We start from the raw sequence: 22,011 nt of genomic DNA, 5'->3' as shown, positions 1-22,011 counted from the left end.
GAGGGCTTTGGCAGATGTCTTGGGGCGGAAGTTTAGACCGGCGCGCCGTCGTCCGACTTCTTGATGCGCACCGCAGCGCGCTTCTTCGGCGCCGCACCCTCAGCCAGCACCTCGGCAGCGCTCTTGGCGGCCGGTTTGGCAGGTGCTGCGGCCTCGTCCTCAACCTTGATCACGCGGGTGTAGGGCGTCAGGATCTGCACGAGCTGGCCGTAGATCTTGGGGCTGCCGGCCACCACTTCGCGCTGGTGCAGATAGTCGCTCTCGCCGGTGAAGTTGCCGATCAGGCCACCGGCCTCGGTGATGATCAGCGAGCCGGCGGCCAGGTCCCAGGGCTGCAGGCCGGTTTCGAAGAAGGCGTCGTAGTAGCCGGCTGCCACATAGCAGAGGTCCAGTGCGGCAGCGCCCGGGCGGCGCAGGCCGGCACAGAGCTGCATGACCTCTTCGAACATCTTCACGTAGCGCTTGAAGTTGTCGCCCTTGCGGAAGGGGAAGCCGGTGCCGATCAGGGCGTCGCCCATGCGGGTGCGCTTGGAGACGCGCAGGCGCTTGTCGTTCAGGTAGGCGCCACGGCCCTTGGTGGCGTAGAACAGGTCGTTGCGGGTCGGGTCATAGACCACGGCCTGCTGGATCACGCCGCGATGCGACAGCGCGATGGACACGGCATAGACCGGGAAGCCGTGGATGAAATTGGTGGTGCCGTCCAGCGGATCGATGATCCAGACGAACTCAGACGTCTTGTTGCCGCGGGTGCGGCCCGACTCTTCGGCGAGGATGCCGTGGTCGGGATAGGCCTGCAGAAGCGTCTCGATGATCACTTCCTCGGCGGCGTGGTCCACCTCGGTCACGAAGTCGTTGGGCGACTTGCTGTTGATCTTGAGGATGTCGAGGTCCAGCGAAGCGCGGTTGATGATGGCACCGGCTGCGCGCGCCGCCTTGATGGCGACATTGAGCATGGGATGGAGTGAAGCTTGCGTCATGCGTGGAGACCCTGCGACGAATTGAGGTGGACTGGCGAAGAGAAAGAGCGTGTGGCAGCAGCAAAGTTGCTTTGGGCGCCACGGATAATCGAACATTTTAGCCGAGAGCCGGGATATCCCCAATGAGCGACCGCGTGGAATCCACACGATTCATCCTGATCCAGACCAGCCACCCCGGCAATGTGGGGGCCACCGCGCGTGCAATGAAGGTGATGGGCTTCTCCGAGCTGGTGCTCGTGCAGCCCCGCTTTGCCGATGTGCTGTGCCAGGAAGAGACGGTGGCCATGGCCAGTGGCGCGGCCGACATCCTGGCCCGGGCCCGTGTCGTCGAGACCCTGGAAGAAGCGCTGGACGGCGTGACGTTCGCCTGCGCCACGGCCATGACGCCACGCGACTTTGGCCCGCCGACGCGCGAGCCGCGTTCGCTGTTCGCGGAGCTGGCGGGCGGCGGCCACAAGCTCGGCCTGGTGTTCGGCTCGGAGCGCTATGGCATGAGCAATGAAGACGTCTACCGCTGCCATGCGGTGCTCTCCATTCCGACGCATCCCGACTACGGCTCGCTGAACCTCGCGCAAGCCGTGCAGCTGCTGGCCTACGACTGGCGCCAGGCGCTGGGCGGCTTCGAGGTGGCCCCACGCACGCCCGACGCCAACATCGCTGACGGCCGTGCCGTGCAGGGCCTTTTGACCCATCTGCAGGCCTCGCTGGAAGCCATCGGCTACCTCGACCCGGCAGCGCCCAAGAAGCTGATGCCGCGTTTGAATCAGATGTTCAATCGGGCTCAATTGACGGCTGAAGAGGTCCATATCCTGCGCGGCATTGCTCGCGCCATGGCCAAAGAAGCCCCGCCCGACAAGGGTTGATAGCGGTAGATACACTGGCCGGCCCTCATTGGAAAACCCCTCCATGTTCCAGCGCCTCCGCGACGACATCGCCTGCATCCTCGAGCGTGATCCGGCTGCCCGGTCGGCCTGGGAGGTGCTGACCTGTTATCCCGGTTTGCACGCGCTACAACTGCATCGCCTTTCGCATTGGTGCTGGACTCATGGCCTCAGGTGGCTGGGGCGTTTTCTTTCCAACATCGGCCGCTTCCTGACCGGCATCGAGATCCACCCGGGCGCCACCATTGGCCGCCGTGTCTTCATCGACCACGGCATGGGCATCGTCATCGGCGAGATGGCCGAGATCGGCGACGGCTGCACGATCTACCAGGGCGTGACCCTGGGCGGCACGGCCCTGGTCAAGGGTGCGAAACGCCATCCAACGCTGGAGGCCGGCGTGATCATCGGCGCCAATGCCTGCGTGCTGGGTGGTTTCACCATCGGTACTGGCGCCCGAGTGGGCTCGGGTGCGGTGGTAACGCGGCCGGTGCCTGCTGGTGCCACGGCGGTGGGCAACCCGGCCCGCATCATCGAGGCTCAGGCCGATGCCAAGCGTGAGGAGGCCGCCGCCAAGATGGGCTTCTCGGCCTATGGCGTGACGGCCGGCGATGACCCGGTGGCCCAGGCCATGAAGGGCCTGATCGACAACGCCGCCGGGCACGAGCACCAGATTGCGATGCTCTGGAAGGCCATTGAGACCCTGTCGGCCAGCGCCTCCCGCAAGGACTGCGTGCCGACCGATGCGGCGCTGACCGAGAACTTCGAGGCTGACAAGCTGAACCAGCTCGTCAGCAAGTAGGCCAGCGATTCAGCGATTCAGTGGTGGTGGCCGTGGTCGCCGTGGGCGTGGCCGTGGGCGATTTCTTCGGCCGAGGCGCCGCGCACCGAAACGACCTTGATCGCGACCTTCAGCGTCATGCCGGCCAGCGGATGGTTGCCATCGAGCAGCACGGTGTCGCCCTTGATTTTGACCACGTTGTAGAGCTTGAACTCGCCGTCGCCCTCGCGCAGCTCCAGCTGGCCGCCGACCTTGACGCCGGGCGGGAAGTCCTTCTTCGCCAGCGTGCGGGCCAGGGCCTCATCGCGCTCGCCGAAGGCGCGGTCGGGCGTCAGCGTCAGCGTGACCTGGTAGCCGGCTTCCTGGCCTTCCAGTGCTTCTTCGACGGCCGGCAGCGTGTTGCCGTAGCCGCCGATCAGGCAGGCCATGGGCTCCTTGGAGGCCTCGATCAGCTGGCCCTTGGCGTCAGCCACCTTCAGATGCAGGGTGGCGATGGTGTCTTTGGTGATCTTCATGATGTCTTGGGTCGCAATGCGGATTTGGGGCGGAAGGCCTTGCAGACCTCCTCGCGGGTTTCCAGGTAGGGGCCTTGCAGCAGGTCGATGCAGTAGGGCACGGCGGCAAAGATGCCGCTGGCGGCCGGGTGGCCGGCCAGGGTCTCGGCAATCGCCTTCGGCTGGCCAGGCAGGTTGATGATCAGGGCCTTGCCGCGTATCACCGCGACCTGGCGCGACAGGATGGCCGTGGGCACGAAGTGCAGCGAGATCTGGCGCATCTGCTCGCCGAAGCCGGGCATCTCGCGGTCGGCCACGTCCAGCGTGGCCTCGGGCGTGACGTCGCGCAGCGCCGGGCCCGTGCCGCCGGTGGTCAGCACCAGGTCGCACTGCGCCTCGTCGACCAGTTCGCGCAGCGTGGCAGAGATCATGGCCCGTTCATCGGGAATCAGGCGGGGCTGGAACTCGATGGGGTTCAGCAGGGCGCTGGTCAGCCAGTCCTGCAGCGTCGGCAACCCCTTGTCTTCGTAGACGCCGGTCGAAGCGCGGTCGCTGATGGACACGATGCCGATCCGGACGGTCTGCGCCGCCTCACTCATCGGCCGCATCCTTGCTGGCGCTCAGGAGCGTGGCCTTGATGAACTGGAACAGCTCGCGGAACGCACGCCCGCTGCGCTGCTCGGGCGCTGCCGAGGCGTCCTTGCGCGCCGCGCGCACCAGGCTGCGCAGCTGCTGCACATCGGTGCCGGCGAATTCCTTGACGAAGACCTGCAGTTCGTTGTCGCTGCTCAGTAGGCGCTCACGCCAGCCTTCGGCCTGGTGCAGGGCCAGGCTGTCCTGGGCATGGCCGAGTTTGAAGGCGGCCACGGCTTCGCGGATCGGGCCCGGGTCCTCGCGGCGCATCAGCTTGCCGAGGTATTGCATCTGGCGGCGCCGGCCTTCATGGGCGGTGATCTTCTTGGCGTCGCGGATCGCTTCCAGCAGGATCTCGGGCAGGTTCAGCGGTTCGAGGCGACTGGCGGGCAGGGTCAGCAGGTCCTCGCCGAGGTCCTGCAGATCGTGCATGTCGCGCTTCTTCTGGCTCTTGCTGGGGCGGTCGAAATCGTCGTCTTCGGACGGGGTTTCGGCGTCGTGGTGTCGCATGGTGGGGGAGCAAGAAGGCGATGGGAAGGGCCCGTATGATAAGCGCCCCACCTCCAGACAAACCCCATGCCCAGCTCCAAGCCGTCTTCCGCCGCCCATGGTTTCGCCTACACGCAGGACCAATTCCGCCAGTTGGTGGAGGACGCTTTGCTCGAGGCCAAGCGCCTGGGCGCCAGCGACGCCGGTGCTGAGGCCTCCGAGGGGTGCGGCCTGTCGGTCTCGGTGCGCAAGGGTGAGTTGGAGAACGTGGAGCTGAACCGAGACAAGTCGCTCGGCATCTCGGTCTACCTGGGCCAGCGGCGCGGCAATGCCTCCACGTCCGACTTCTCGGCCCAGGCACTGAAGGACACGGTGCGGGCCGCCTTTGACATTGCCCGCTTCACGGCCGAAGACCCGGTGGCCGGCCTGCCGGACGAGCAGGACCTGTCGCTGGATGTGGCAGCGCGGCCTGAGCTGGACCTGTTCCACCCTTGGGACCTGAGTGCCGACAAGGCCGCCGAGCTGGCGCTGCGTTGCGAGGCTGCGGCCTTTGCCACGGACTCGCGCATCACCAACTCCGAAGGCGCGGCCACCTCGGCCCAGCAATCGCATTTCGTTTCCGGCAACACGCGCGGCTTTCGCGGTGGCTATGCCAGCTCGCGCCATTCAATCTCGGTGGCGCCGATTGCCGGCCGGGGCGCAGGCATGCAGCGCGACTCCTGGTACAGCTCGATGCGTGCCGCCGGCGACCTGGCCAGCCCCGAGGCCGTGGGCCGCTATGCCGCCGAGCGCGCGCTGTCGCGCCTGAAGGCGCGAAAGGTCAAGACGGCCGAAGTGCCGGTGCTGTTCGAGAGCACCGTGGCCGCCGGCCTGCTCGGCGCCCTGGTGCAGGCCACCAGCGGCGGTGCGCTCTACCGCAAGGCCAGCTTCCTGCTCGACAGCCTGGGCAAGCCGGTGCTGGCCTCGCACATCGACGTGGCCGAAGACCCGCATGTGCTCAAGGGCAAGGGCAGCTCGCCGTTCGACGACGAGGGGGTGATCACACGCGCTCGCAGCGTCGTCGAGGCAGGTGTGCTGCAGGGCTATTTCCTGTCGACCTATTCGGCCCGCAAGCTCGGCCTGCGCACGACCGGCCATGCCGGCGGCTCGCACAACCTCGTGATGAAGAGCCGCCTGACCGCCCCTGGCGACGACCTGAAGACCATGTTGCGCCGTTTGGGCCGCGGCCTCTTCGTCACCGAGCTGATGGGGCAGGGCGTCAACTACGTGACTGGCGACTACTCACGCGGCGCCAGCGGCTACTGGGTCGAGAACGGCGAGATCGCCTACCCGGTGCATGAAGTCACCATCGCCGGCAACCTGCGCGAAATGTTCCTGGACATCGCCGGCATCGGCACCGATCAGTACACGCTCGGCACCAAGACCATCGGCTCGGTGCTGGTGGCGCGGATGAAGCTCGCGGGCAGCTGATTGGCACGTCGCTGAGCGCCATTTCGCTGACGCTGGCCTGACGCGTTCTCGCCGGGTTTTTCCCGGGAATTTCCGGTGTGGAGCGACTCCTAGAATCGCCCGGCTATAGACTGCCCTTCCCACATCAGGAGACAACAGATGGAGCGTCGTTCCTTTGTTCGCAGCGCCGGCATTGCCGGCGTGATCGCAGCCGGCACCGCCCCGGCCATCGTCCATGCCCAGACCAATGTGCGCTGGCGTTTGGCCTCGAGCTTCCCCAAGTCCTTGGACACGATCTATGGCGGCGCCGAGGTCTTCGCCAAGGCGGTCAAGGCCATGTCGGGCGGCAAGTTCGAGATTTCGGTCCATGCCGGCGGCGAGCTGATGCCTCCGTTCGGCGTGGTCGACGGCGTGCAGAACGGCACCGTCGAGATGTGCCACACCGTGCCCTACTACTTCTACGGCAAGAACCCCGCGTTCGCCCTGGGCTCGGCCATCCCCTTTGGCCTCAATGCGCGCCAGATGACGGCCTGGATGATGCATGGCAACGGCCGCAAGCTGATGAACGAGTTCTATGCCACCTACGGCATGACCAGCCTGGCCGGCGGCAACACCGGCACGCAGATGGGCGGTTGGTTCCGCAAGGAAATCAAGTCGGTGGCCGATTTCAAGGGCCTCAAGATGCGCCTCGGTGGCGGCCTGGTCGGTGAGGTCATGCAGAAGCTGGGCGCCGTGCCGCAGAGCCTGCCTGGCGGCGAGATCTACCAGGCCCTCGAGAAGGGCACGATCGACGCCGCCGAATGGGTGGGCCCCTACGACGACCAGAAGCTGGGCTTCAACAAGGTCGCGCCGTTCTACTACTACCCCGGCTGGTGGGAGGGCGGCCCCGAGGTCGACTTCTTCATCAACCAGAAGGCGCTGGACGCGCTGACGCCCGAGTACAAGGCCATCGTCGAGGCGGCGGCTGCGCTGGCCAGCTCCGACATGCTGGCCAAGTACGACGCGCTGAACCCGATCGCGCTGAAGCAGCTGTATGCGGCCAAGACCAAGGTGCTGCCGTTCTCGCAGGCGGTGCTCGATGCTTCGTACAAGGCCGCCATGGAAGTGTTTGCGGCCAACGACGCGCGCAGCCCGGAGTGGAAGAAGATCTACGCCGACCTGCGCAACTTCCAGCGCGACCAGGTGCTGTGGTTCCGCTTCGCCGAAGCAGGCTTCGACACCTTCATGGCCAAGCAGAAGCTCTGAGTTTCAGCGCTTGCCCCGCGCCCGCTGAAGGCGAGGGGAAATAGAAAGGGCGACCCTGGAGGTCGCCCTTTCTCTTGGTGCGCTGCCCAGCAGCGTGGCTTACTTCTTTTCCTTCTTCATCGCCTCTTCCAGCGCCTTCATAGGATCGTCGTCGGCTGCGGCTGGCTCGGAGGCAGCCGAAGAAGCGGCCGAGGCCGGTGCCGACGCCGCGTCGGCCGCTTCGGGCACGGTCAGCTCGGCCGGCGGCGGCATATTGGCCTCCATCTCGCGCTGGACCTTGTCGAGGTCGTAGACCTCCTTCTTGTCCAGACCGCTGGAGACGATGCCCGGGAAGGCAATGATCAGGCCCACCATGACGATCTGGATCAGCACGAAGGGCACGGCGCCCCAGTAGATCTGGCCGGTGGTGACGGGGGCGATCTTCTTGCCGGTCAGGCGGTCGATGTACTCGCTGATCGGCGCCACGCTGCGCAGGTAGAACAGCGCGAAGCCGAAGGGCGGGTGCATGAACGAGGTCTGCATGTTGACGCCCAGCAGCACGCCGAACCAGATCAGGTCGATGCCCAGCTTCTCGGCCACCGGCGCCAGCAGCGGCACGACGATGAAGGACAGCTCGAAGAAGTCCAGGAAGAACGCGAGCACGAAGATCAGCAGGTTCACGAAGATCAGGAAACCGAGCTGCCCGCCCGGCAGGCTGGTCAGCAGGTGCTCCACCCAGCGCGGGCCGTCCACACCCTGGAAGGACAGGCTGAACACCGTGGAGCCAATCAGGATGAAGACCACGAAGCAGGAGAGCTTGGTGGTCGAGGTCAGCGCCTGGTTCATCAGCTTCATCGTGATGCGGCCCCGCGCGGCCGCCATCAGGAAGGCGCCCATGGCCCCCATGGCGCCGCCTTCGGTGGGCGTGGCGATGCCGAGGAAGATGGTGCCCAGCACCAGGAAGATCAGGGCCAGCGGCGGGATCAGCACGAAGGTGACCCGCTCGGCGATGCGCGACAGCAGGCCCAGCTTCAGGATCTTGCTGACCACGGCCGCCAAGAAGGCCAGGCCCACGCCCACCGACATGGCCACGACGATGGTTTCGTCAGTCGGTGCGCTGGTGACCGCTTCGCCCTTGAAGTGGCCCAGCACTTGCGCATAGTGCTCGCCGAAGTAGATGGCGACGGCCGTGCAGACCAGGGTCAGGATGCCCAGCGAGCGCAGGCCGCTCTTGCCGTTGTCCTCGCGGATCGAACGCGCCTCCAGCGGCAGGGCCGGCACCCATTGTGGTTTGAAGATGGCGATGCCGACGATGTAGAGCGTGTAGAAGCCCGTCAGCACGAAACCGGGCACAAAGGCGCCCTTGTACATGTCGCCCACGCTTTTGCCGAGCTGGTCGGCGAGGATGATCAGCACCAAGGACGGCGGAATGATCTGGGCCAGCGTGCCCGAGGCCGCAATCACGCCCGAGGCCACGCGCCGGTCATAGCCGTAGCGCAGCATGATGGGCAGCGAGATCAGGCCCATGGAGATCACCGAGGCTGCCACCACGCCGGTGGTGGCAGCGAGCAGGGCGCCGACGAAGATCACCGCAAAGGCCAGGCCGCCACGGATGGGGCCGAACAGCTGGCCAATGGTGTCGAGCAGGTCCTCGGCCATGCCGGACCGTTCCAGTATCAGCCCCATCAGGGTGAAGAACGGGATGGCCAGCAGCGTGTCGTTGCGCATGATGCCGAAGATGCGCAGCGGCAGGGCCTGCAGCAGCGACGCAGGCAGCACGCCGAGCTCGATGCCGACGAGGCCGAAGAACAGGCCGCAGGCACCGAGGCTGAAGGCCACGGGGAAGCCCATCAGCAGGAAGACGATCAGCCCCGCGAACATGATGGGGGCGAGGTTGGCAGCGAGGAATTCCATGCTCAGGCCTTTCGTGCGGCTTGTTCGGCCTGCAGGCGGATGGCTTCGGCCAGTTCCTCTTCGGCGCTCTTGGTCTCGGCCTTCTTGGTCGGGTCGTCAATCAGACCCATCAGGTAGGCAATGCGCTTGATCAGTTCGCTGACACCTTGCAGCATCAAGAGGCTGAAGCCCACCGGGATCATCAAATAGACAGGCCACATGATCAGGCCGCCGGCGTTGGAGGACATCTCGCCGGAGCGCAGCGCCTGCAGGAAGAAGGGCACGCCCAGGTAGAGCACCACGCCGCACAGCGGCAGCAGGAAGACGGCGAAGCCGAACACGTCGATCCAGGTCTGCACCCGCTTGGAGAAGCGGCCGACCACCACGTCGATCCGCACATGCTCGTTGTTCAAGAGGGTGTAGCCGGCCGCCAGCATGAAGGAGGCAGCGAACAGGTACCACTGCACCTCGAGGAAGGCATTGGAGCTGTAGTTGAAAGCCTTGCGGATGACCGCATTGACGGCGCTGATGGCCGTCGAAGCCAGGATCAGCCAGATGACCCATCGGCCAACGAAGCGATTCAGGCCGTCAATGAGGCCTGAGAGTTTTAGTAGGGCAGACACCGCGATCTCCTGCGACCTGGTCGGTCGACATCCTGGGCAAGCGCGCCACCGCAAGACTGCGGTGGCGCGGACAGGCAGGACTGTAAAAGGGTGCTGCTGACCCCAGCCTGAAAGCCGGGCAGCGCCTAGGGCAAGTCCCGAGCGGGTTAGCCCTGGGTGGCAGCCTGGAACAAGCGGCCCGAGCGGGCGCCCGAACGGCAGAAGGCGAGGATGGGGCGGGGCAGGGTGTCGATGAGCTGGCGAAAGGCCGCGATCTCTTCCGGCGACTGGTAGCCGCCAGCCACCGGCAGATGGCGGTACTCGAGGCCGGCGGCGAGAGCGGCGGCTTCGATCGCGGCACTGGTCGGTTGCTCGGGGCCGTGCTCGAAATCGGGCCGGTTGTTGATCACGGTCTTGAAGCCAGCTGCCGCCGCTTCGGCCATGGCTTCAGGCGTCAGCTGAGGTGCGGTGCAGAAGTCGGCAGCGAGTTGTTGAAGGGGCAGGGGCATGGCCGCCTCCTGGTTATGGTGCCAGCGCGGCCTTGACCGCCGCAGACACCAAGCCCATGTCGGCCTTGCCGGCCAATTCGGCCTTCACGGCGCCCATCACCTTGCCCATGTCGGCCGGGCCCTTGGCGCCGAGGTTCGCCACGATGGTGGTCACGGCGGCGGTGATCTCTTCGGCTGACAGGCGTTGCGGCAGGTAGGCCTCCAGTACCTTCAGCTCGGCGGTTTCCTTACCCGCCAGATCCATACGGCCGGCGGTGGTGAACTGGCTGATCGAGTCCTTGCGCTGCTTGATCAGCTTGTCGACGATGGCCACCAGGGCCACGTCGTCGACCTCGATGCGCTCGTCGACTTCCTTCTGTTTCACGGCGGCCAGCAACATGCGGATGGTGGTCAGGCGGTCGCCTTCCTTGGCGCGCATGGCGGCCTTCATGTCTTCGGTGATGCGTTCTTTCAAGCTCATGGCAGATCCTTCTTGTTCAGTGCGTCGATTCTGGAGCGGAAATAGAAAAAGCCCGCGGCAGCGTCCTGTGCGGGCTTTGTTCTTTCGCGGACCCTGGGGCCCACGCGAAGCTCATGATTCCCGAAGGAAGATCAGTACAGCTTCTTCGGCAGCTGCATGCTGCGCACGCGCTTGTAGTGGCGCTTGACGGCGGCAGCCTTCTTGCGCTTGCGCTCGGCCGTGGGCTTCTCGTAGAACTCGCGGGCGCGCAGGTCGGTCAGCAGGCCCAGCTTTTCGATGGTGCGCTTGAAACGGCGCAGAGCCACATCGAAGGGCTCGTTCTCTTTGACGCGAATGGTGGTCATGAAACAGTGATTCCTAATAATGCGCTCGGTGTTCGCCAGTGGCCTGATCGAGAGAATTCAACGATGCAGCCTCTGAAGCGGATGGTCCGGACTCTCCGCTACCGAATCGACGCGCAGGGTTTTGCCAGCAAAGACAGCGATTGTAGCCTGAAAATCAAACAATTGCCAAAGTGCGCCTGGGAATTCAAACAGGAGCTGCCGCCATCGAGCGCGCGCAGGCGGCGGCACTGGCCCAGGCCCACTGGAAGTTGTAGCCGCCGAGCCAGCCGGTCACGTCGACCACTTCACCGATGAAATGCAGGCCTGGCACGCGCTGGCTTTCCAGAGTTTGGGAGCTCAGCTCCTTGGTATCCACGCCGCCGCGCATCACCTCGGCCTTGCGCCAGCCTTCGCTGCCATTGGGCTTCAAAGTCCAGCGCTTCAGCGATTCGCCAAGGGCCTGCAAGTCTTTGTCCTTGCATTCGGGCAGCGGGCGGGCGGCGTCCAGTTTCAGCCGTTCTATCCACGCCTGGGCGAGGCGCTGGGGCAAGAGGCTGGCCAGTTCATTGCCGAGGTGGCGGCGCGAGTTGGTCTTGAGCTCGCGGAGGCCGGCCACCAGGTCGGCATCGGGCGCCAGGTCCAGCTGCAGGTCCTGACCTTCGGTCCAGTAGCTGGAGATCTGCAGGATGGCCGGGCCGCTCAGGCCGCGATGGGTGAAGAGCAGGTCTTCCAGGAAACGCCCCTTGGCCTTGCCCTGGCCGCAGCTCAGCTCGACCGGCAGCGACAGGCCGGCCAGTTCGGCAAACGGTGCCCAGTCTTCTGGCGCAAAAGTGAGCGGCACCAAGGCGGGGCGGGGCTCGACGATGCGATGACCGAAGCGCTGTGCGAGGCGCAGGCCCCAGTCGCTGGCGCCGATCTTGGGGATGGAAAGGCCACCGGTGGCGATGACGACGCGCCGGCTCAAGACCTGGCCCCGGGAGGTGTCGATCTCGAAACCGCCGGCCGCAGCCGGCCGCAGGTCGGCCACCGTGCAAGGCTGCCAGCGTTCGACGCCGCCCGCCTCGCATTCGCGCAGCAGCATTTGGATGATCTGCTCGCTGGAGTCATCGCAGAACAGCTGGCCCTTGTGCTTCTCATGGAAGGCGATGCCGTGGCGCTGCACCAGCTCGATGAAGTCGCGCGGCGTGTAGCGCGCCAGGGCCGAGCGGCAGAAATTCGGGTTCTCTGAGAGGAAGTTGGCTGGCGTGGCTTCGCGGTTGGTGAAATTGCAGCGGCCGCCGCCGGAGATCCGAATCTTCTCGGCGAGCTTGTCCGCATGGTCGATCAGCAGCACACGCAAGCCGAGCTGGCCCGCGACGCCAGCACAAAAAAGGCCGGCAGCGCCGGCACCAACAACGGTCAAATCGAAACTCTGCATGGGGCGAGGATTGTCGCTTAGCCGCTGATGCTGGCCCGGTGGACCGGGTTAGCCCCCTCAGACGGGTGCTTTTCCTCGGCTGTGAGGCGACATTTCGGTGCGAACATCGGGCGACAACGAGTGGTTGAGCGCTCGAATGTGGCTACGATCCCGGCCGAGCAAGCTAGGGGGGCGTGGCGGGTTGGCGGCATGCGGCACTTGATGGTGCAGGGTGGCCGCCCCTACATTCGTTCGACACTGGCTCGTGCAGAGAAACTTTGCCGATCCGCAGGACATGCCTGGCGGGTCGCCGACCTCGAGGGTTCATGGACACATCAGCTTCCGCGCCAGGCGCGACCACGCCTCTGCCCATCGGCCCGTTCGGCCAATGGCTGAGCGCCTTGGCCGTGGCCGACCAGGAGGCCGCCCAGCGGCTGCTGAGCCTTGTCGAGCCGCAAGGCAGCCTGGTTGCCGTCAAATCGCTTGCGAATGGCCGCTATGTCTACGCCAGCCCCGGGCTGGATGCGCTGTTCAGTCGCGAAACCGGCGTGGTGGGATGCACGGACAACGACCTGATGCGAGCCGACGAAGTCGTGGCCATGCGGCGCGTCGAGCAGGCCGTGATGGCCCAGCGGAGCGCGGTGCTGAGCGAGCACAAGCTGGAACTGGGCGGCCGCCGGCGCGAGTTCACGGTCACGCGGGCGCCAGTGGGTAGCGAGTTCGTGATGTCGCTGTGGGTGGAGCGCACCGAAGAGCGCCACCGTGAGAGCCACCTGCAACGCGCCCTGCAGCAGATCGAGCAGCAGCAGAAAGCGCTGGAGCAACTGCGACGCGAGCTTCAGCAAGGCAGTGGCCGTGACGATGTCTCAGGCCTTTATCTGCGCGCCCAGTTTGACGACCAGTTGCTACGCGAGATCGACCTCTCGACCCGCGAACACCGTGAATTCGCCCTGGTGATGATTGCATTGGACGCCTCGCCGGCCAAGCTCGCCGAGCTGGGCGCCGAGGCCGAGCAGCGCATGCTCGAAGGTGTGGGCCGCATGCTGCGCGCCAATACCCGGGCTATGGATGCGGCCTGCCGTGTGGGCGAGCAGCGCTTTGCGGTGTTGCTGTCGGGCGTGGGCCTGGCGACGGCTCATGCGCGGATGGAGCAACTGCGCCGGCAGTGCATGGCGCAGATCGTGGTGCTCAACGGCCAGGACCTGGGTCTGTCGCTGTCGCTGGGCGTTGCCAGCTTCCCGCACACCGCTTCCAAGCAGGAAGACCTGGTGACGGCCAGTGAAGCTGCCGTGCAAGAGGCGCAGCGCCGGGGCGGCAACCAGGTGGTGCTGGCTTCGATTCCGTTCGCCGTCTTGCCCTGAGGCGTCGCTTCAGCCGGTCAGGCCCTTCCAGAGCATGTAGCCGGCCAGCAGGAACAAGAGGCCTGCAAAGGCGCGCTTGAGCTGCTTCACATCCATGGCATGGGCCGCGCGAGCGCCCAGTGGTGCCATCAGCACGCTGGCCGTGGCGATCACAGCCAAGGCCGGCAGGTACAGATAGCCCAGTGCTCCGGGCAAAGCCGGCTCCAGCTCCCAGCCGCCCAGCAGATAGCCAAAGGTATTGGCCAGGGCAATCGGAAAGCCCAGGGCCGCGCTGGTGGCCACGGCCATGTGCATGGGCACGTTGCACCAGGTCATGAAGGGCACCGACACAAAGCCGCCGCCGGCGCCGACCAAGCCAGAGAGCAAGCCAATGCCCGAGCCCACACCTACGAGGCCAGCGCGCTCGGGCAACTGCCGGGTCGGTGAGGGCTTCTTGTCGCGCAGCATCTGCAAGCCGGAGAAGCTCACGAAGGCCGCAAAGATCAAGGCGAGCGCGGCGCCCTTGACCAGGGCGAACACGCCGGCGCCGGCTGCGAGGCCGCCCACCAGGATGCCCGGCGCCATGTGGCGCACGATGTCCCAGCGCACCGCGCCGAGCTTGTGATGGGCGCGCACACTGGACAGCGAGGTGAACATGATGGTCGCCATCGAGGTGGCGATGGCCATCTTGACCGACATGTCGGCGCCAACGCCGCGCTGCGAGAGCAGGGCGGTCAGCAGCGGCACCATCAGCATGCCGCCCCCAATGCCGAGCAGGCCGGCGAGAAAGCCCGAGACCAGGCCGAGGCCCAGCAGTTCAGCAAACAGCACGGCGTCCATCAGACGCCCAGCAGCCGGCAAACCTCGGCCCATTCCTGCGGGCTCACCGGCGTGATCGAGAGGCGGTTGCCGGGCGCCAGCGTGCGCATCGTCGCGAGCTTGGGCGCGGCCTTCATCTCGGGAAGGCCGAGCAGCCGGGTCTTCTGGCGTAGCTTCACGTCCACATGCAGCCAGCGCGGCTCCTCGGGCTTGGCCTTGGGATCGTAGTAGGGGCTGTTCTTGTCGAACTGACTGGCGTCCGGGTAGGCCGTGCTGGCCACCTCGGCCAGGCCGGCGATGCCGGGCTGCGGGCAGGACGAGTGATAGAACAGCACGCCGTCACCGACCTCCATGCCATCGCGCATGAAATTGCGGGCCTGGTAATTGCGCACGCCAATCCAGGGGACGGTCTGGCCCGGTGCGGCGGCCAGCTCGTCGATCGAGCACTCTTCGGGTTCGGACTTCATCAACCAATAGTTCACCGCGTGCCTCGCTGGGTCGGTGGGTTGGAAGGCAGGAAAAAGGTGTCCACCGCGAGCCATGAGCCGCATTCCTGAACCCGGGGATTCAGGTGGGCGAGGTCAGCCGAGCTTCGGGTTCATCTGACGCGAGACGATCACACCAACTGGGCGATGTTCCAAGCCCATGCTCATAGAGCATCGGTCAAGGAAATATAAGACTCACGCGAACGCGATGGACGCTGCAGATTCTACGCGCGGCGAACCAGCTCCTCAGAGCAGTTGGCCGTCTTCCGCGAGGGCCGCATCGAGGCGCTGCATCAGCGCTTCAAGCTCGGTCTCGGGCAGATCTGGTGTGGCAGCGGAAGCAGCATTGGCAGGCGTCGCAAGCTTGGGCGCGGCCGCCGGTTTGCTGGCTTGCTCGGCCAGTTGATAGGCCAGATTCAGCGCCGCCAGGACGGCAATGCGCTCGCGCGCCTTGATCTTGCCGGCATCGCGGATCGCACACATCTCGCGGTCCACCTGGGCGACCGCGCGGCCCAGGGTCTCGGCACCGCCCTCGGGGCAGCCGAGCAGATAGCTCTGGCCCATGATGGTGACTTCCATCTGCTTCATATCAGCTGTTCTTCCCGGGTTCGGTGGTTTCAACAGGCAGGCGCTCCAGCAGAGCATCGATGCGCGAGCGGGCCGCGCCCAGGCGCGAACGCAGGCTGTCGCGTTCCTGGCTCAGGGCCTGCACCTGTTCTTGCAGCAAGGTGTTGGTGCGCTTGAGCTCGTCGTGGCGCAGCAGCAGCCGCTCTACACGGTCGAGAAGATCGGTCATGCTTGGCATGGGCGTGGCTGGATGAGTGGAGGACGGCGCGGGCGGCTGATTGTAGGCGTCAGGCCGCAGCCGCCTGCGCGTGCTTGGCAGCGAGCGCGCGGCCGTGATCGCAACAGTTGGCAACGGCACAACGCTCGCACTGCGGCCGGCGTGCCTGGCAGACGTAGCGGCCATGCAGGATCAGCCAGTGATGGGCATCAACCAGGTACTCCGCCGGGATGCGCTTGAGCAGGCCTTGCTCGACCGCCAGCACGTTCTTGCCGGGCGCCAGGCCCGTGATGTTGGAGACGCGGAAGATGTGCGTGTCCACCGCCATCGTCGGTTCGCCAAAGGCCACATTCAGCACCACATTAGCAGTCTTGCGGCCGACGCCGGGCAGGGCTTCGAGCGCCTCACGTCTGCGTGGCACCTGGCCACCATGCTGCTCGAGCAGGATGCGGCAGGTCTCGTGCAGGTTCTTGGCCTTGGTGTGATAGAGGCCGATGGTACGGATGTACTCGGCCAGGCCTTCGACGCCGAGCGCCAGGATCTTGGCCGGCGTGTTGGCCACCGGGAACAACCTGCGCGTGGCCTTGTTGACGCCGACGTCGGTGGCCTGGGCCGACAGCAGCACGGCGGCCAGCAGCTCGAACACGCTGGCGTATTCGAGCTCGGTCTGCGGTGCGGGGTTGGCCTGCTGGAGGATGGCGAAGAACTCGCCGATCTGCTGAGGGTTCATGCCCTCATTTTGCGCGAGCGCGGGCGCGCGCCAGGGCGGCTTCGATGACAGCGCGCTTGGCGTCCAGGATCTTGGGGTCCGTGTGTTTGGAAGCGGCCGCGACATCGGCCAGCTTGGCCTCGGCCTTCAGGCGCAGGCGCTCTTCGTTCTCTTCCTCGCTGCGGGCCACGCGCAGTTGGTGGAACTGGTAGCGCTGGCGGGCCTCATTGGCTTGCGGCTGGCTCCAGGCATCCCAGGCTGTGCGGCCTTCGCTGACCTCGACCATGGAGATGCAATCGACCGGGCAAGCGGGCAGGCAAAGCTCGCAGCCGGTGCATTGATCCGCAACGATCACATGCATTTGCTTGGGTGCACCGACGACGCAGTCCACCGGGCAGGCCTTGATGCACAACGTGCAGCCAATGCACCAGCTTTCGTCGATGACGGCCAGCGCCCGCGTGGCCTCGATGCCGTTGTCTGGATTGAGCGCGAGGACCGGCTTGCCGGTCAACAGGGCGAGCCGGCGCACGCCTTCATCACCACCGGGCGGGCATTGATTGATCTGGGCCTCGCCCGCAGCGATGGCCTCTGCATAGCGGCGGCAATCGGGATAGCCGCAGCGCGTGCACTGGGTCTGCGGCAGCGCCTGGTCGAGCTGCTGAACCAGGTTCGCCAGCTCGTCCGGGGCTGTCGAAGTCATCGAGTGGCGGGCTTTCGGCCGCGATTGGCTGGGGTGCTCGTCTTGGCGACCGGGCTCAGCGGCTTGGCCTGGTACTTGGCGATGAACTCGCGCACCTCGGGGTAGACCTTCTCGCGCCAGCGGCGGCCCGAGAAGATGCCGTAGTGGCCGGCGCCGATGGCGTCGTAGTGGAACTGATGGCCCTTGGGAATACCTTCGCAGAGGTCATGCGCGGCACGGGTCTGGCCGGCGCCGGAGATGTCGTCCAGCTCGCCTTCCACCGTCAGCAGGGCCGTGGTCTTGATGTCCTGCGGGCGCACCAGCTGGCCATTGACTTCCCAGGTGCCGTTCACGAGGGCGAAGTCCTGGAACACGGTCTTGATGGTGTCGAGGTAGTACTCGGCCGGCATGTCCAGCACGGCGTTGTACTCGTCGTAGAACTGACGGTGGGCGTCAGCGCTGTCGCCGTCGCCGCGCACCAGGTCCAGGAAGTAGTCGTAGTGCGAGCTGAGGTGGCGGTCGGGGTTCATCGCCACGAAGCCGGTGTGCTGCAGGAAGCCGGGGTAGACCTGGCGGCCGGCGCCCGGGAAGTTGGTCGGCACGCGGAAGATGACGTTGTTCTCGAACCAGCTGTGGCTCTTGTTCATCGCCAGGTTGTTGACGGCCGTCGGGCTCTTGCGAGCGTCGATGGGGCCGCCCATCATGGTCATGGTGATCGGCGTCTGCTCGCCGTTCGAGGCCATCAGGGAGATCGCTGCCAGCACCGGCACGGTGGGCTGGCAGACCGACATCACATGGGAATTCGGGCCCACGTGGCGGATGAATTCCTGCACGTAGGCGATGTAGTCGTCCAGATGGAAGGGGCCCACCTCGGTCGGCACCATGCGCGCATCGGTCCAGTCGGTGATGTAGACCTTGTGGTCCTTCAAGAGCGTGCGCACCGTCTCGCGCAGCAGCGTCGAATGGTGGCCCGACAGCGGCGCCACGACCAGGACGGTCGGCTGGTCCTTCATCTTGGACAGCACAGCCACGTCGTCGGTGTAGCGCTTGAAGCGCAGCAGGCGGCAGAAGGGTTTGGTGATCGGCACCAGCTCCTGCACGGCCACTTCCACGCCATCGACCTCGACACTGCGGATGTCGAATTCAGGCTTCTCGTACTCCTTGGCCAGCCGGTGCATCAGGTCGAGGCCGGCGGAGACGCGCTGCGCCATAGGCGTGTGCGTGAATGGCGACAGCGGGTGGCTGTAGAGCTTGGCCGAGGCGGCCGCGAACTCCGAGAAGGGGCTCAAGAGGGCGCGCTGGGTTTCGAAGAGCTGGTACAGCATGGGCGAGGACCTTTGAGGCAGGGCAGCGAAGGCCCTATCTTGCCTCAATTTGTGCAATGCAGCATCAGCACCAATCCGGGGTTTCAGCCCCAGATCGGGGCTTCCGCGCCAAAAAATGGCGCTTTCCGCACATCCATCGTGCGGGGATGGGTCGGTATCAGCCGCGCATCACAGTGGCCATGGCCGCTGCCACGGCCGGCAGGTTCTTCTCGTTGAGAGCAGCGACGCAGATGCGGCCCGAGTCCACGCCATAGATGCCGAACTCGCTGCGCAGGCGCTGCATCTGGGCGGCGTTCAAGCCCGAGTAGCTGAACATGCCCTTCTGGCGGGTGACGAACTCCAGGTCGGCCGTGACGCCGGCAGCCTTCAGCGCCGCAACCAGGGCGCCGCGCATGGCCTTGATGCGCACGCGCATGCCGGCCAGTTCCTCTTCCCACATCGAACGCAGGGCAGGCGTGCCCAGCACGGTGGCGACGACTTGCGCACCGTGGGTCGGCGGGTTGGAGTAGTTGGTGCGGATCACGATCTTCAGCTGGCTCAGCACCTTGGCGGTCTCGTCGGCCGAGGCGCAGACCACGCTCAAGGCGCCGACGCGCTCGCCATAGAGGGAGAAGCTCTTGGAAAAGCTGGTCGAGACGAAGAAATCGAGGCCGGCGGCCAAGAACTGCTGGATGACGGCGCCGTCTTCGGCAATGCCTTCGCCAAAGCCCTGGTAGGCCATGTCCAGGAAGGCCACCAGGCCGCGTGCCTTGACGGCGGCGACCACCTGCTCCCACTGGGCGGGCGTCAGGTCGTAGCCGGTCGGGTTGTGGCAGCAGGCGTGAAGCACGACGACGGTGCCGGCCGGCGCGGCGCTCAGCGCGGCCAGCATGCCTGCGACGTTGATGCCGCGGTTCTCTGCGTCGTAGTAGGGATAGGTCTCGACCGTGAAGCCGGCGTTGGTGAACAGCGCGCGGTGGTTCTCCCAGCTCGGGTCGGAGATCAGGACCTTGGCGGCGGGGTTCAGCTTCTGCAGGAAGTCGGCGCCGATCTTCAGGCCGCCGGTGCCACCGATGGCCTGCACCGTGGCCACGCGGCCAGCCTTCAGGATCTCGCTGTCGGCACCGAAGACCAGGGCCTGCACGGCCTTGTCATAGGCGGCGATGCCGTCGATGGGCAGGTAGCCGCGTGCCTTGGGAGCGGCCTGCATGCCGGCCTCGGCCTCGGCCACGCAGCGCAGCAGGGGCAGCTTGCCGTTCTCGTCGTAGTAGACGCCCACGCCCAGATTGACCTTGGCCGGGTTGGTGTCGGCATTGAACTGCTCGTTGAGGCCCAGGATGGGGTCACGCGGGGCCATGGCGACGGCGGAGAACAAGGACATGGGAGCTCTTTCCTGACAGAACGGTGGCATGAGGGCTTGACTGGCGGCGCGGCGCGGGCGGTTTGACTGCGCTACGCTGTCGGGCTGTTGGCTGCCAACGCCAGCGACGCCGATTCTAGGCGGCGGCGGGATGGCAGCTCAGGGAATTCCCGATGCAAAAAGCGACTGCCGCCATGCCCGTTTCAGAGGGAGCCATTGACACGCCGAAGGGCGAGTTCGTCAGCTTCGAAGGCTCCCCGTTCCAGCTGTTCCAGCCTTTTCCGCCGGGCGGCGACCAGCCCACGGCCATCGCGGCCTTGTGCGAAGGCATCAATGACGGCCTGAGTTTCCAGACCCTGCTCGGCGTGACCGGCTCGGGCAAGACCTACACCATGGCCAATGTGATCGCCCGCATGGGGCGGCCAGCCATCGTCTTCGCCCACAACAAGACGCTGGCGGCCCAGCTCTACAGCGAGTTCCGCGAGTTCTTCCCGAACAATGCCGTCGAGTACTTCGTCAGCTACTACGACTACTACCAGCCCGAGGCCTACGTGCCGCAGCGGGACATGTTCATCGAGAAGGACAGCGCGATCAACGAGCAGATCGAGCAACTGCGCCTGTCCTGCACCAAGAGCCTCCTGGAGCGGCGCGACGTGGTGATCGTGGCCTCCGTGTCGGCGATCTACGGCATCGGCAATCCGAGCGACTACCACCAGATGGTCATGACGCTGCGGGTGGGCGACAAGATGGGCCAGCGCGACGTGATCGCCCAGCTGATACGCATGCAGTACACGCGCAACGAGATGGAGTTCAGCCGGGGCGCTTTCCGCGTGCGCGGCGACACCATCGACGTGTTCCCGGCCGAGCATTCGGAGCTGGCCTTGCGCATCGAGCTGTTCGACGACGAGGTCGAGGGCATGTCGCTGTTCGACCCGCTGACCGGCCAGATCCGCCAGAAGATTCCGCGCTTCACCGTCTATCCGAGCAGCCATTACGTGACGCCACGCGAACGCGTGCTGGCGGCGGCCGAGGCCATCAAGGAAGAGCTGCGCGAGCGCCTGGGCTTCTTCGTCAAGGAAGGCAAGCTGGTCGAGGCTCAGCGCATCGAGCAGCGCACACGCTTCGACCTGGAGATGCTGCAGGAGGTGGGCCACTGCAAGGGCATCGAGAACTACTCGCGGCACTTGTCCGGCGCCGCGCCGGGCGACCCGCCGCCGACCCTGGTGGACTACCTGCCGCCAGACGCCCTGATGTTTGTCGACGAAAGCCATGTGACCCTGGGCCAGTTCGGCGCCATGTACAACGGCGACCGCTCGCGCAAGACCACGCTGGTGGAATACGGTTTCCGCCTGCCCTCGGCGCTGGACAACCGGCCGCTGAAGTTCGAGGAGTTCGAGCGCAAGATGCGCCAGGCTATCTTCGTCTCGGCCACGCCCTCCAACTATGAGAAGGAGAACGCCGGCCAGGTGGTGGAGCAGGTCGTGCGGCCGACCGGCCTTGTGGACCCCGAGGTCGAGGTGCGTCCGGCCACGCACCAGGTGGACGACGTGCTGCAGGAGATCCGCCTGCGCGTCGAAGCCAGTGAGCGCGTCTTGATCACCACGCTGACCAAGCGCATGGCCGAGCAGCTGACCGACTACCTGAGCGACAACGGCGTCAAGGTGCGCTACCTGCATTCGGACGTGGACACGGTGGAGCGGGTCGAGATCCTGCGCGACCTGCGCCTCGGCACCTTCGACGTGCTGGTCGGCATCAACCTCCTGCGGGAAGGCCTGGACATTCCCGAGGTCTCCTTGGTCGCCATCCTGGATGCCGACAAGGAAGGCTTCCTGCGCTCCGAGCGCAGCCTGATCCAGACGATTGGCCGGGCGGCGCGCAACCTGAAAGGCCGTGCCATCCTCTATGCCGACCGCGTCACCGATTCCATGCGCAAGGCCATGGATGAGACAGAGCGGCGGCGCAACAAGCAGATCGCCTTCAACACCGAGCACGGCATCACGCCGCGTGGTGTGCAAAAGCGCATCAAGGAGCTGATCGAGGGGGTTTATTCCGACAAGCCGGGCCGCGATGACCACAAGCTGATCGCGGCGGCCCAGGTGGAGGAGCTGTCAGAGAAGGACCTGAGCAAGCGCATCGTCCAGCTCGAGAAGAAGATGCTGGAGCATGCCCGCAACCTCGAGTTCGAGCAGGCCGCCCGCGTGCGCGACCAACTGGCCCAACTGCGCGAGCAGGCCTTCGGCGCGGCCGTGCACGACAATATCGTGCCCATCGAGGCTGCCAAAGGAAACCGCTGAGTGATCAAGCCCCTGCTAGACCGCGTGCTGGGCCGCAAGGCCAAGATCAGCGTTCTGATGGTGTGCTCGGGCAACACACCTCGCCCCTATGAGCGTTCACTTCCTGTTCACTTCCTGTTCACTTGACGG

25 protein-coding genes are annotated in these 22,011 nt (G+C 65.7%); 7 read left to right on the top strand and 18 right to left on the bottom strand.

The window, feature by feature from the left end; translation table 11 throughout:
* Positions 1-32 precede the first annotated feature (32 nt).
* Positions 33-977 (bottom strand): inositol monophosphatase family protein, encoded by a 945-nt coding sequence (locus J7U46_RS09945; RefSeq protein ID WP_282825348.1) that lies wholly within the window; start codon positions 975-977, stop codon positions 33-35.
* 134 nt (positions 978-1,111) lie between these two features.
* Between J7U46_RS09945 and J7U46_RS09940 the strand changes: the two genes are divergently transcribed.
* Together J7U46_RS09940 and cysE are read left to right on the top strand one after the other, a co-directional pair.
* A complete protein-coding gene (locus tag J7U46_RS09940) occupies positions 1,112-1,840 on the top strand; it encodes an RNA methyltransferase (RefSeq protein WP_282825347.1) in 729 nt (242 codons plus the stop codon).
* Positions 1,841-1,883: 43 nt separating this feature from the next.
* Complete coding sequence (cysE, locus tag J7U46_RS09935; protein WP_282825346.1) at positions 1,884-2,657, top strand: serine O-acetyltransferase; 774 nt, start codon at positions 1,884-1,886, stop codon at positions 2,655-2,657.
* Positions 2,658-2,674: 17 nt separating this feature from the next.
* Here cysE and J7U46_RS09930 read toward each other — a convergent pair whose 3' ends face one another.
* The 3 genes from J7U46_RS09930 to yjgA are packed head-to-tail and all read right to left on the bottom strand — an operon-like array spanning position 2,675 to position 4,273.
* Entirely contained in the window at positions 2,675-3,151 is a 477-nt protein-coding gene (locus tag J7U46_RS09930) for an FKBP-type peptidyl-prolyl cis-trans isomerase (protein ID WP_282825344.1), read from the bottom strand.
* Complete coding sequence (gene mog / locus J7U46_RS09925) at positions 3,148-3,729, bottom strand: molybdopterin adenylyltransferase (RefSeq protein WP_282825342.1); 582 nt, start codon at positions 3,727-3,729, stop codon at positions 3,148-3,150. Before mog ends, J7U46_RS09930 begins: the two co-directional genes overlap by 4 nt.
* Positions 3,722-4,273, bottom strand: coding sequence for a ribosome biogenesis factor YjgA (yjgA, locus tag J7U46_RS09920; RefSeq protein WP_282825341.1), 552 nt, complete (start codon positions 4,271-4,273; stop codon positions 3,722-3,724). Before yjgA ends, mog begins: the two co-directional genes overlap by 8 nt.
* A gap of 66 nt (positions 4,274-4,339) precedes the next feature.
* Between yjgA and pmbA the strand changes: the two genes are divergently transcribed.
* A complete protein-coding gene (gene pmbA / locus J7U46_RS09915; protein WP_282825339.1) occupies positions 4,340-5,722 on the top strand; it encodes a metalloprotease PmbA in 1,383 nt (460 codons plus the stop codon).
* Between the two features lie 138 nt (positions 5,723-5,860).
* Positions 5,861-6,946 carry a TRAP transporter substrate-binding protein gene (locus tag J7U46_RS09910; RefSeq protein ID WP_282825337.1) on the top strand — a complete coding sequence of 362 codons (1,086 nt, stop codon included), beginning with the start codon at positions 5,861-5,863 and terminating at the stop codon, positions 6,944-6,946.
* A 99-nt stretch (positions 6,947-7,045) separates the two neighbouring features.
* Here J7U46_RS09910 and J7U46_RS09905 read toward each other — a convergent pair whose 3' ends face one another.
* From J7U46_RS09905 to J7U46_RS09880, 6 genes are all read right to left on the bottom strand, one after another.
* Complete coding sequence (locus J7U46_RS09905; RefSeq protein ID WP_282825336.1) at positions 7,046-8,839, bottom strand: TRAP transporter large permease subunit; 1,794 nt, start codon at positions 8,837-8,839, stop codon at positions 7,046-7,048.
* Positions 8,840-8,841: 2 nt separating this feature from the next.
* On the bottom strand, positions 8,842-9,441 hold the full coding sequence (locus J7U46_RS09900) for a TRAP transporter small permease subunit (protein WP_282825334.1): 600 nt from the start codon (positions 9,439-9,441) through the stop codon (positions 8,842-8,844).
* Positions 9,442-9,587: 146 nt separating this feature from the next.
* Positions 9,588-9,929 carry a TIGR01244 family sulfur transferase gene (locus J7U46_RS09895; RefSeq protein ID WP_282825332.1) on the bottom strand — a complete coding sequence of 114 codons (342 nt, stop codon included), beginning with the start codon at positions 9,927-9,929 and terminating at the stop codon, positions 9,588-9,590.
* 13 nt (positions 9,930-9,942) lie between these two features.
* Positions 9,943-10,389 carry a GatB/YqeY domain-containing protein gene (locus J7U46_RS09890; protein WP_282825330.1) on the bottom strand — a complete coding sequence of 149 codons (447 nt, stop codon included), beginning with the start codon at positions 10,387-10,389 and terminating at the stop codon, positions 9,943-9,945.
* 131 nt (positions 10,390-10,520) lie between these two features.
* Positions 10,521-10,733, bottom strand: coding sequence for a 30S ribosomal protein S21 (gene rpsU / locus J7U46_RS09885; RefSeq protein WP_007833691.1), 213 nt, complete (start codon positions 10,731-10,733; stop codon positions 10,521-10,523).
* A 184-nt stretch (positions 10,734-10,917) separates the two neighbouring features.
* Positions 10,918-12,129 (bottom strand): NAD(P)/FAD-dependent oxidoreductase, encoded by a 1,212-nt coding sequence (locus tag J7U46_RS09880; RefSeq protein WP_282825302.1) that lies wholly within the window; start codon positions 12,127-12,129, stop codon positions 10,918-10,920.
* A 305-nt stretch (positions 12,130-12,434) separates the two neighbouring features.
* Between J7U46_RS09880 and J7U46_RS09875 the strand changes: the two genes are divergently transcribed.
* Positions 12,435-13,469 carry a GGDEF domain-containing protein gene (locus J7U46_RS09875; RefSeq protein ID WP_282825300.1) on the top strand — a complete coding sequence of 345 codons (1,035 nt, stop codon included), beginning with the start codon at positions 12,435-12,437 and terminating at the stop codon, positions 13,467-13,469.
* A gap of 9 nt (positions 13,470-13,478) precedes the next feature.
* Here the strand turns inward: J7U46_RS09875 and J7U46_RS09870 are convergent, their stop codons facing one another.
* The 8 genes from J7U46_RS09870 to J7U46_RS09835 all read right to left on the bottom strand — a co-directional run bounded on the left by J7U46_RS09870 (position 13,479) and on the right by J7U46_RS09835 (position 19,609).
* A complete protein-coding gene (locus J7U46_RS09870; protein ID WP_282825298.1) occupies positions 13,479-14,288 on the bottom strand; it encodes a sulfite exporter TauE/SafE family protein in 810 nt (269 codons plus the stop codon).
* Positions 14,288-14,734 (bottom strand): EVE domain-containing protein, encoded by a 447-nt coding sequence (locus J7U46_RS09865; RefSeq protein WP_282825296.1) that lies wholly within the window; start codon positions 14,732-14,734, stop codon positions 14,288-14,290. The genes J7U46_RS09870 and J7U46_RS09865 overlap by 1 nt, the downstream gene beginning before the upstream one ends.
* Before the next feature lie 264 nt (positions 14,735-14,998).
* On the bottom strand, positions 14,999-15,340 hold the full coding sequence (locus tag J7U46_RS09860) for a cell division protein ZapA (protein WP_282825294.1): 342 nt from the start codon (positions 15,338-15,340) through the stop codon (positions 14,999-15,001).
* A gap of 1 nt (position 15,341) precedes the next feature.
* Positions 15,342-15,557 (bottom strand): cell division protein ZapB, encoded by a 216-nt coding sequence (gene zapB, locus J7U46_RS09855; protein WP_282825292.1) that lies wholly within the window; start codon positions 15,555-15,557, stop codon positions 15,342-15,344.
* Between the two features lie 49 nt (positions 15,558-15,606).
* On the bottom strand, positions 15,607-16,266 hold the full coding sequence (gene nth, locus J7U46_RS09850; RefSeq protein WP_282825290.1) for an endonuclease III: 660 nt from the start codon (positions 16,264-16,266) through the stop codon (positions 15,607-15,609).
* Between the two features lie 4 nt (positions 16,267-16,270).
* Positions 16,271-16,945 (bottom strand): electron transport complex subunit RsxB, encoded by a 675-nt coding sequence (rsxB, locus tag J7U46_RS09845; RefSeq protein ID WP_282825289.1) that lies wholly within the window; start codon positions 16,943-16,945, stop codon positions 16,271-16,273.
* Positions 16,942-18,249 (bottom strand): polyhydroxyalkanoate depolymerase, encoded by a 1,308-nt coding sequence (gene phaZ / locus J7U46_RS09840; RefSeq protein ID WP_282825287.1) that lies wholly within the window; start codon positions 18,247-18,249, stop codon positions 16,942-16,944. Before phaZ ends, rsxB begins: the two co-directional genes overlap by 4 nt.
* A gap of 157 nt (positions 18,250-18,406) precedes the next feature.
* Complete coding sequence (locus J7U46_RS09835; protein WP_282825285.1) at positions 18,407-19,609, bottom strand: amino acid aminotransferase; 1,203 nt, start codon at positions 19,607-19,609, stop codon at positions 18,407-18,409.
* A 173-nt stretch (positions 19,610-19,782) separates the two neighbouring features.
* Here J7U46_RS09835 and uvrB point away from each other — a divergent pair, with 173 nt between their 5' ends.
* On the top strand, positions 19,783-21,882 hold the full coding sequence (uvrB, locus tag J7U46_RS09830) for an excinuclease ABC subunit UvrB (protein WP_282825283.1): 2,100 nt from the start codon (positions 19,783-19,785) through the stop codon (positions 21,880-21,882).
* Positions 21,883-22,008, top strand: a complete 126-nt coding sequence (locus tag J7U46_RS09825; protein WP_282825281.1) for a hypothetical protein — start codon at positions 21,883-21,885, stop codon at positions 22,006-22,008.
* The last annotated feature ends 3 nt before the right edge of the window (positions 22,009-22,011 follow it).

It is taken from the genome of Pelomonas sp. V22, assembly GCF_030014915.1.
Lineage (GTDB): Bacteria > Pseudomonadota > Gammaproteobacteria > Burkholderiales > Burkholderiaceae_C > JAUASW01.
The sequence above is the reverse complement of the archived record's forward strand: the minus strand, read 5'-3'. Positions and strand labels throughout refer to the sequence as shown.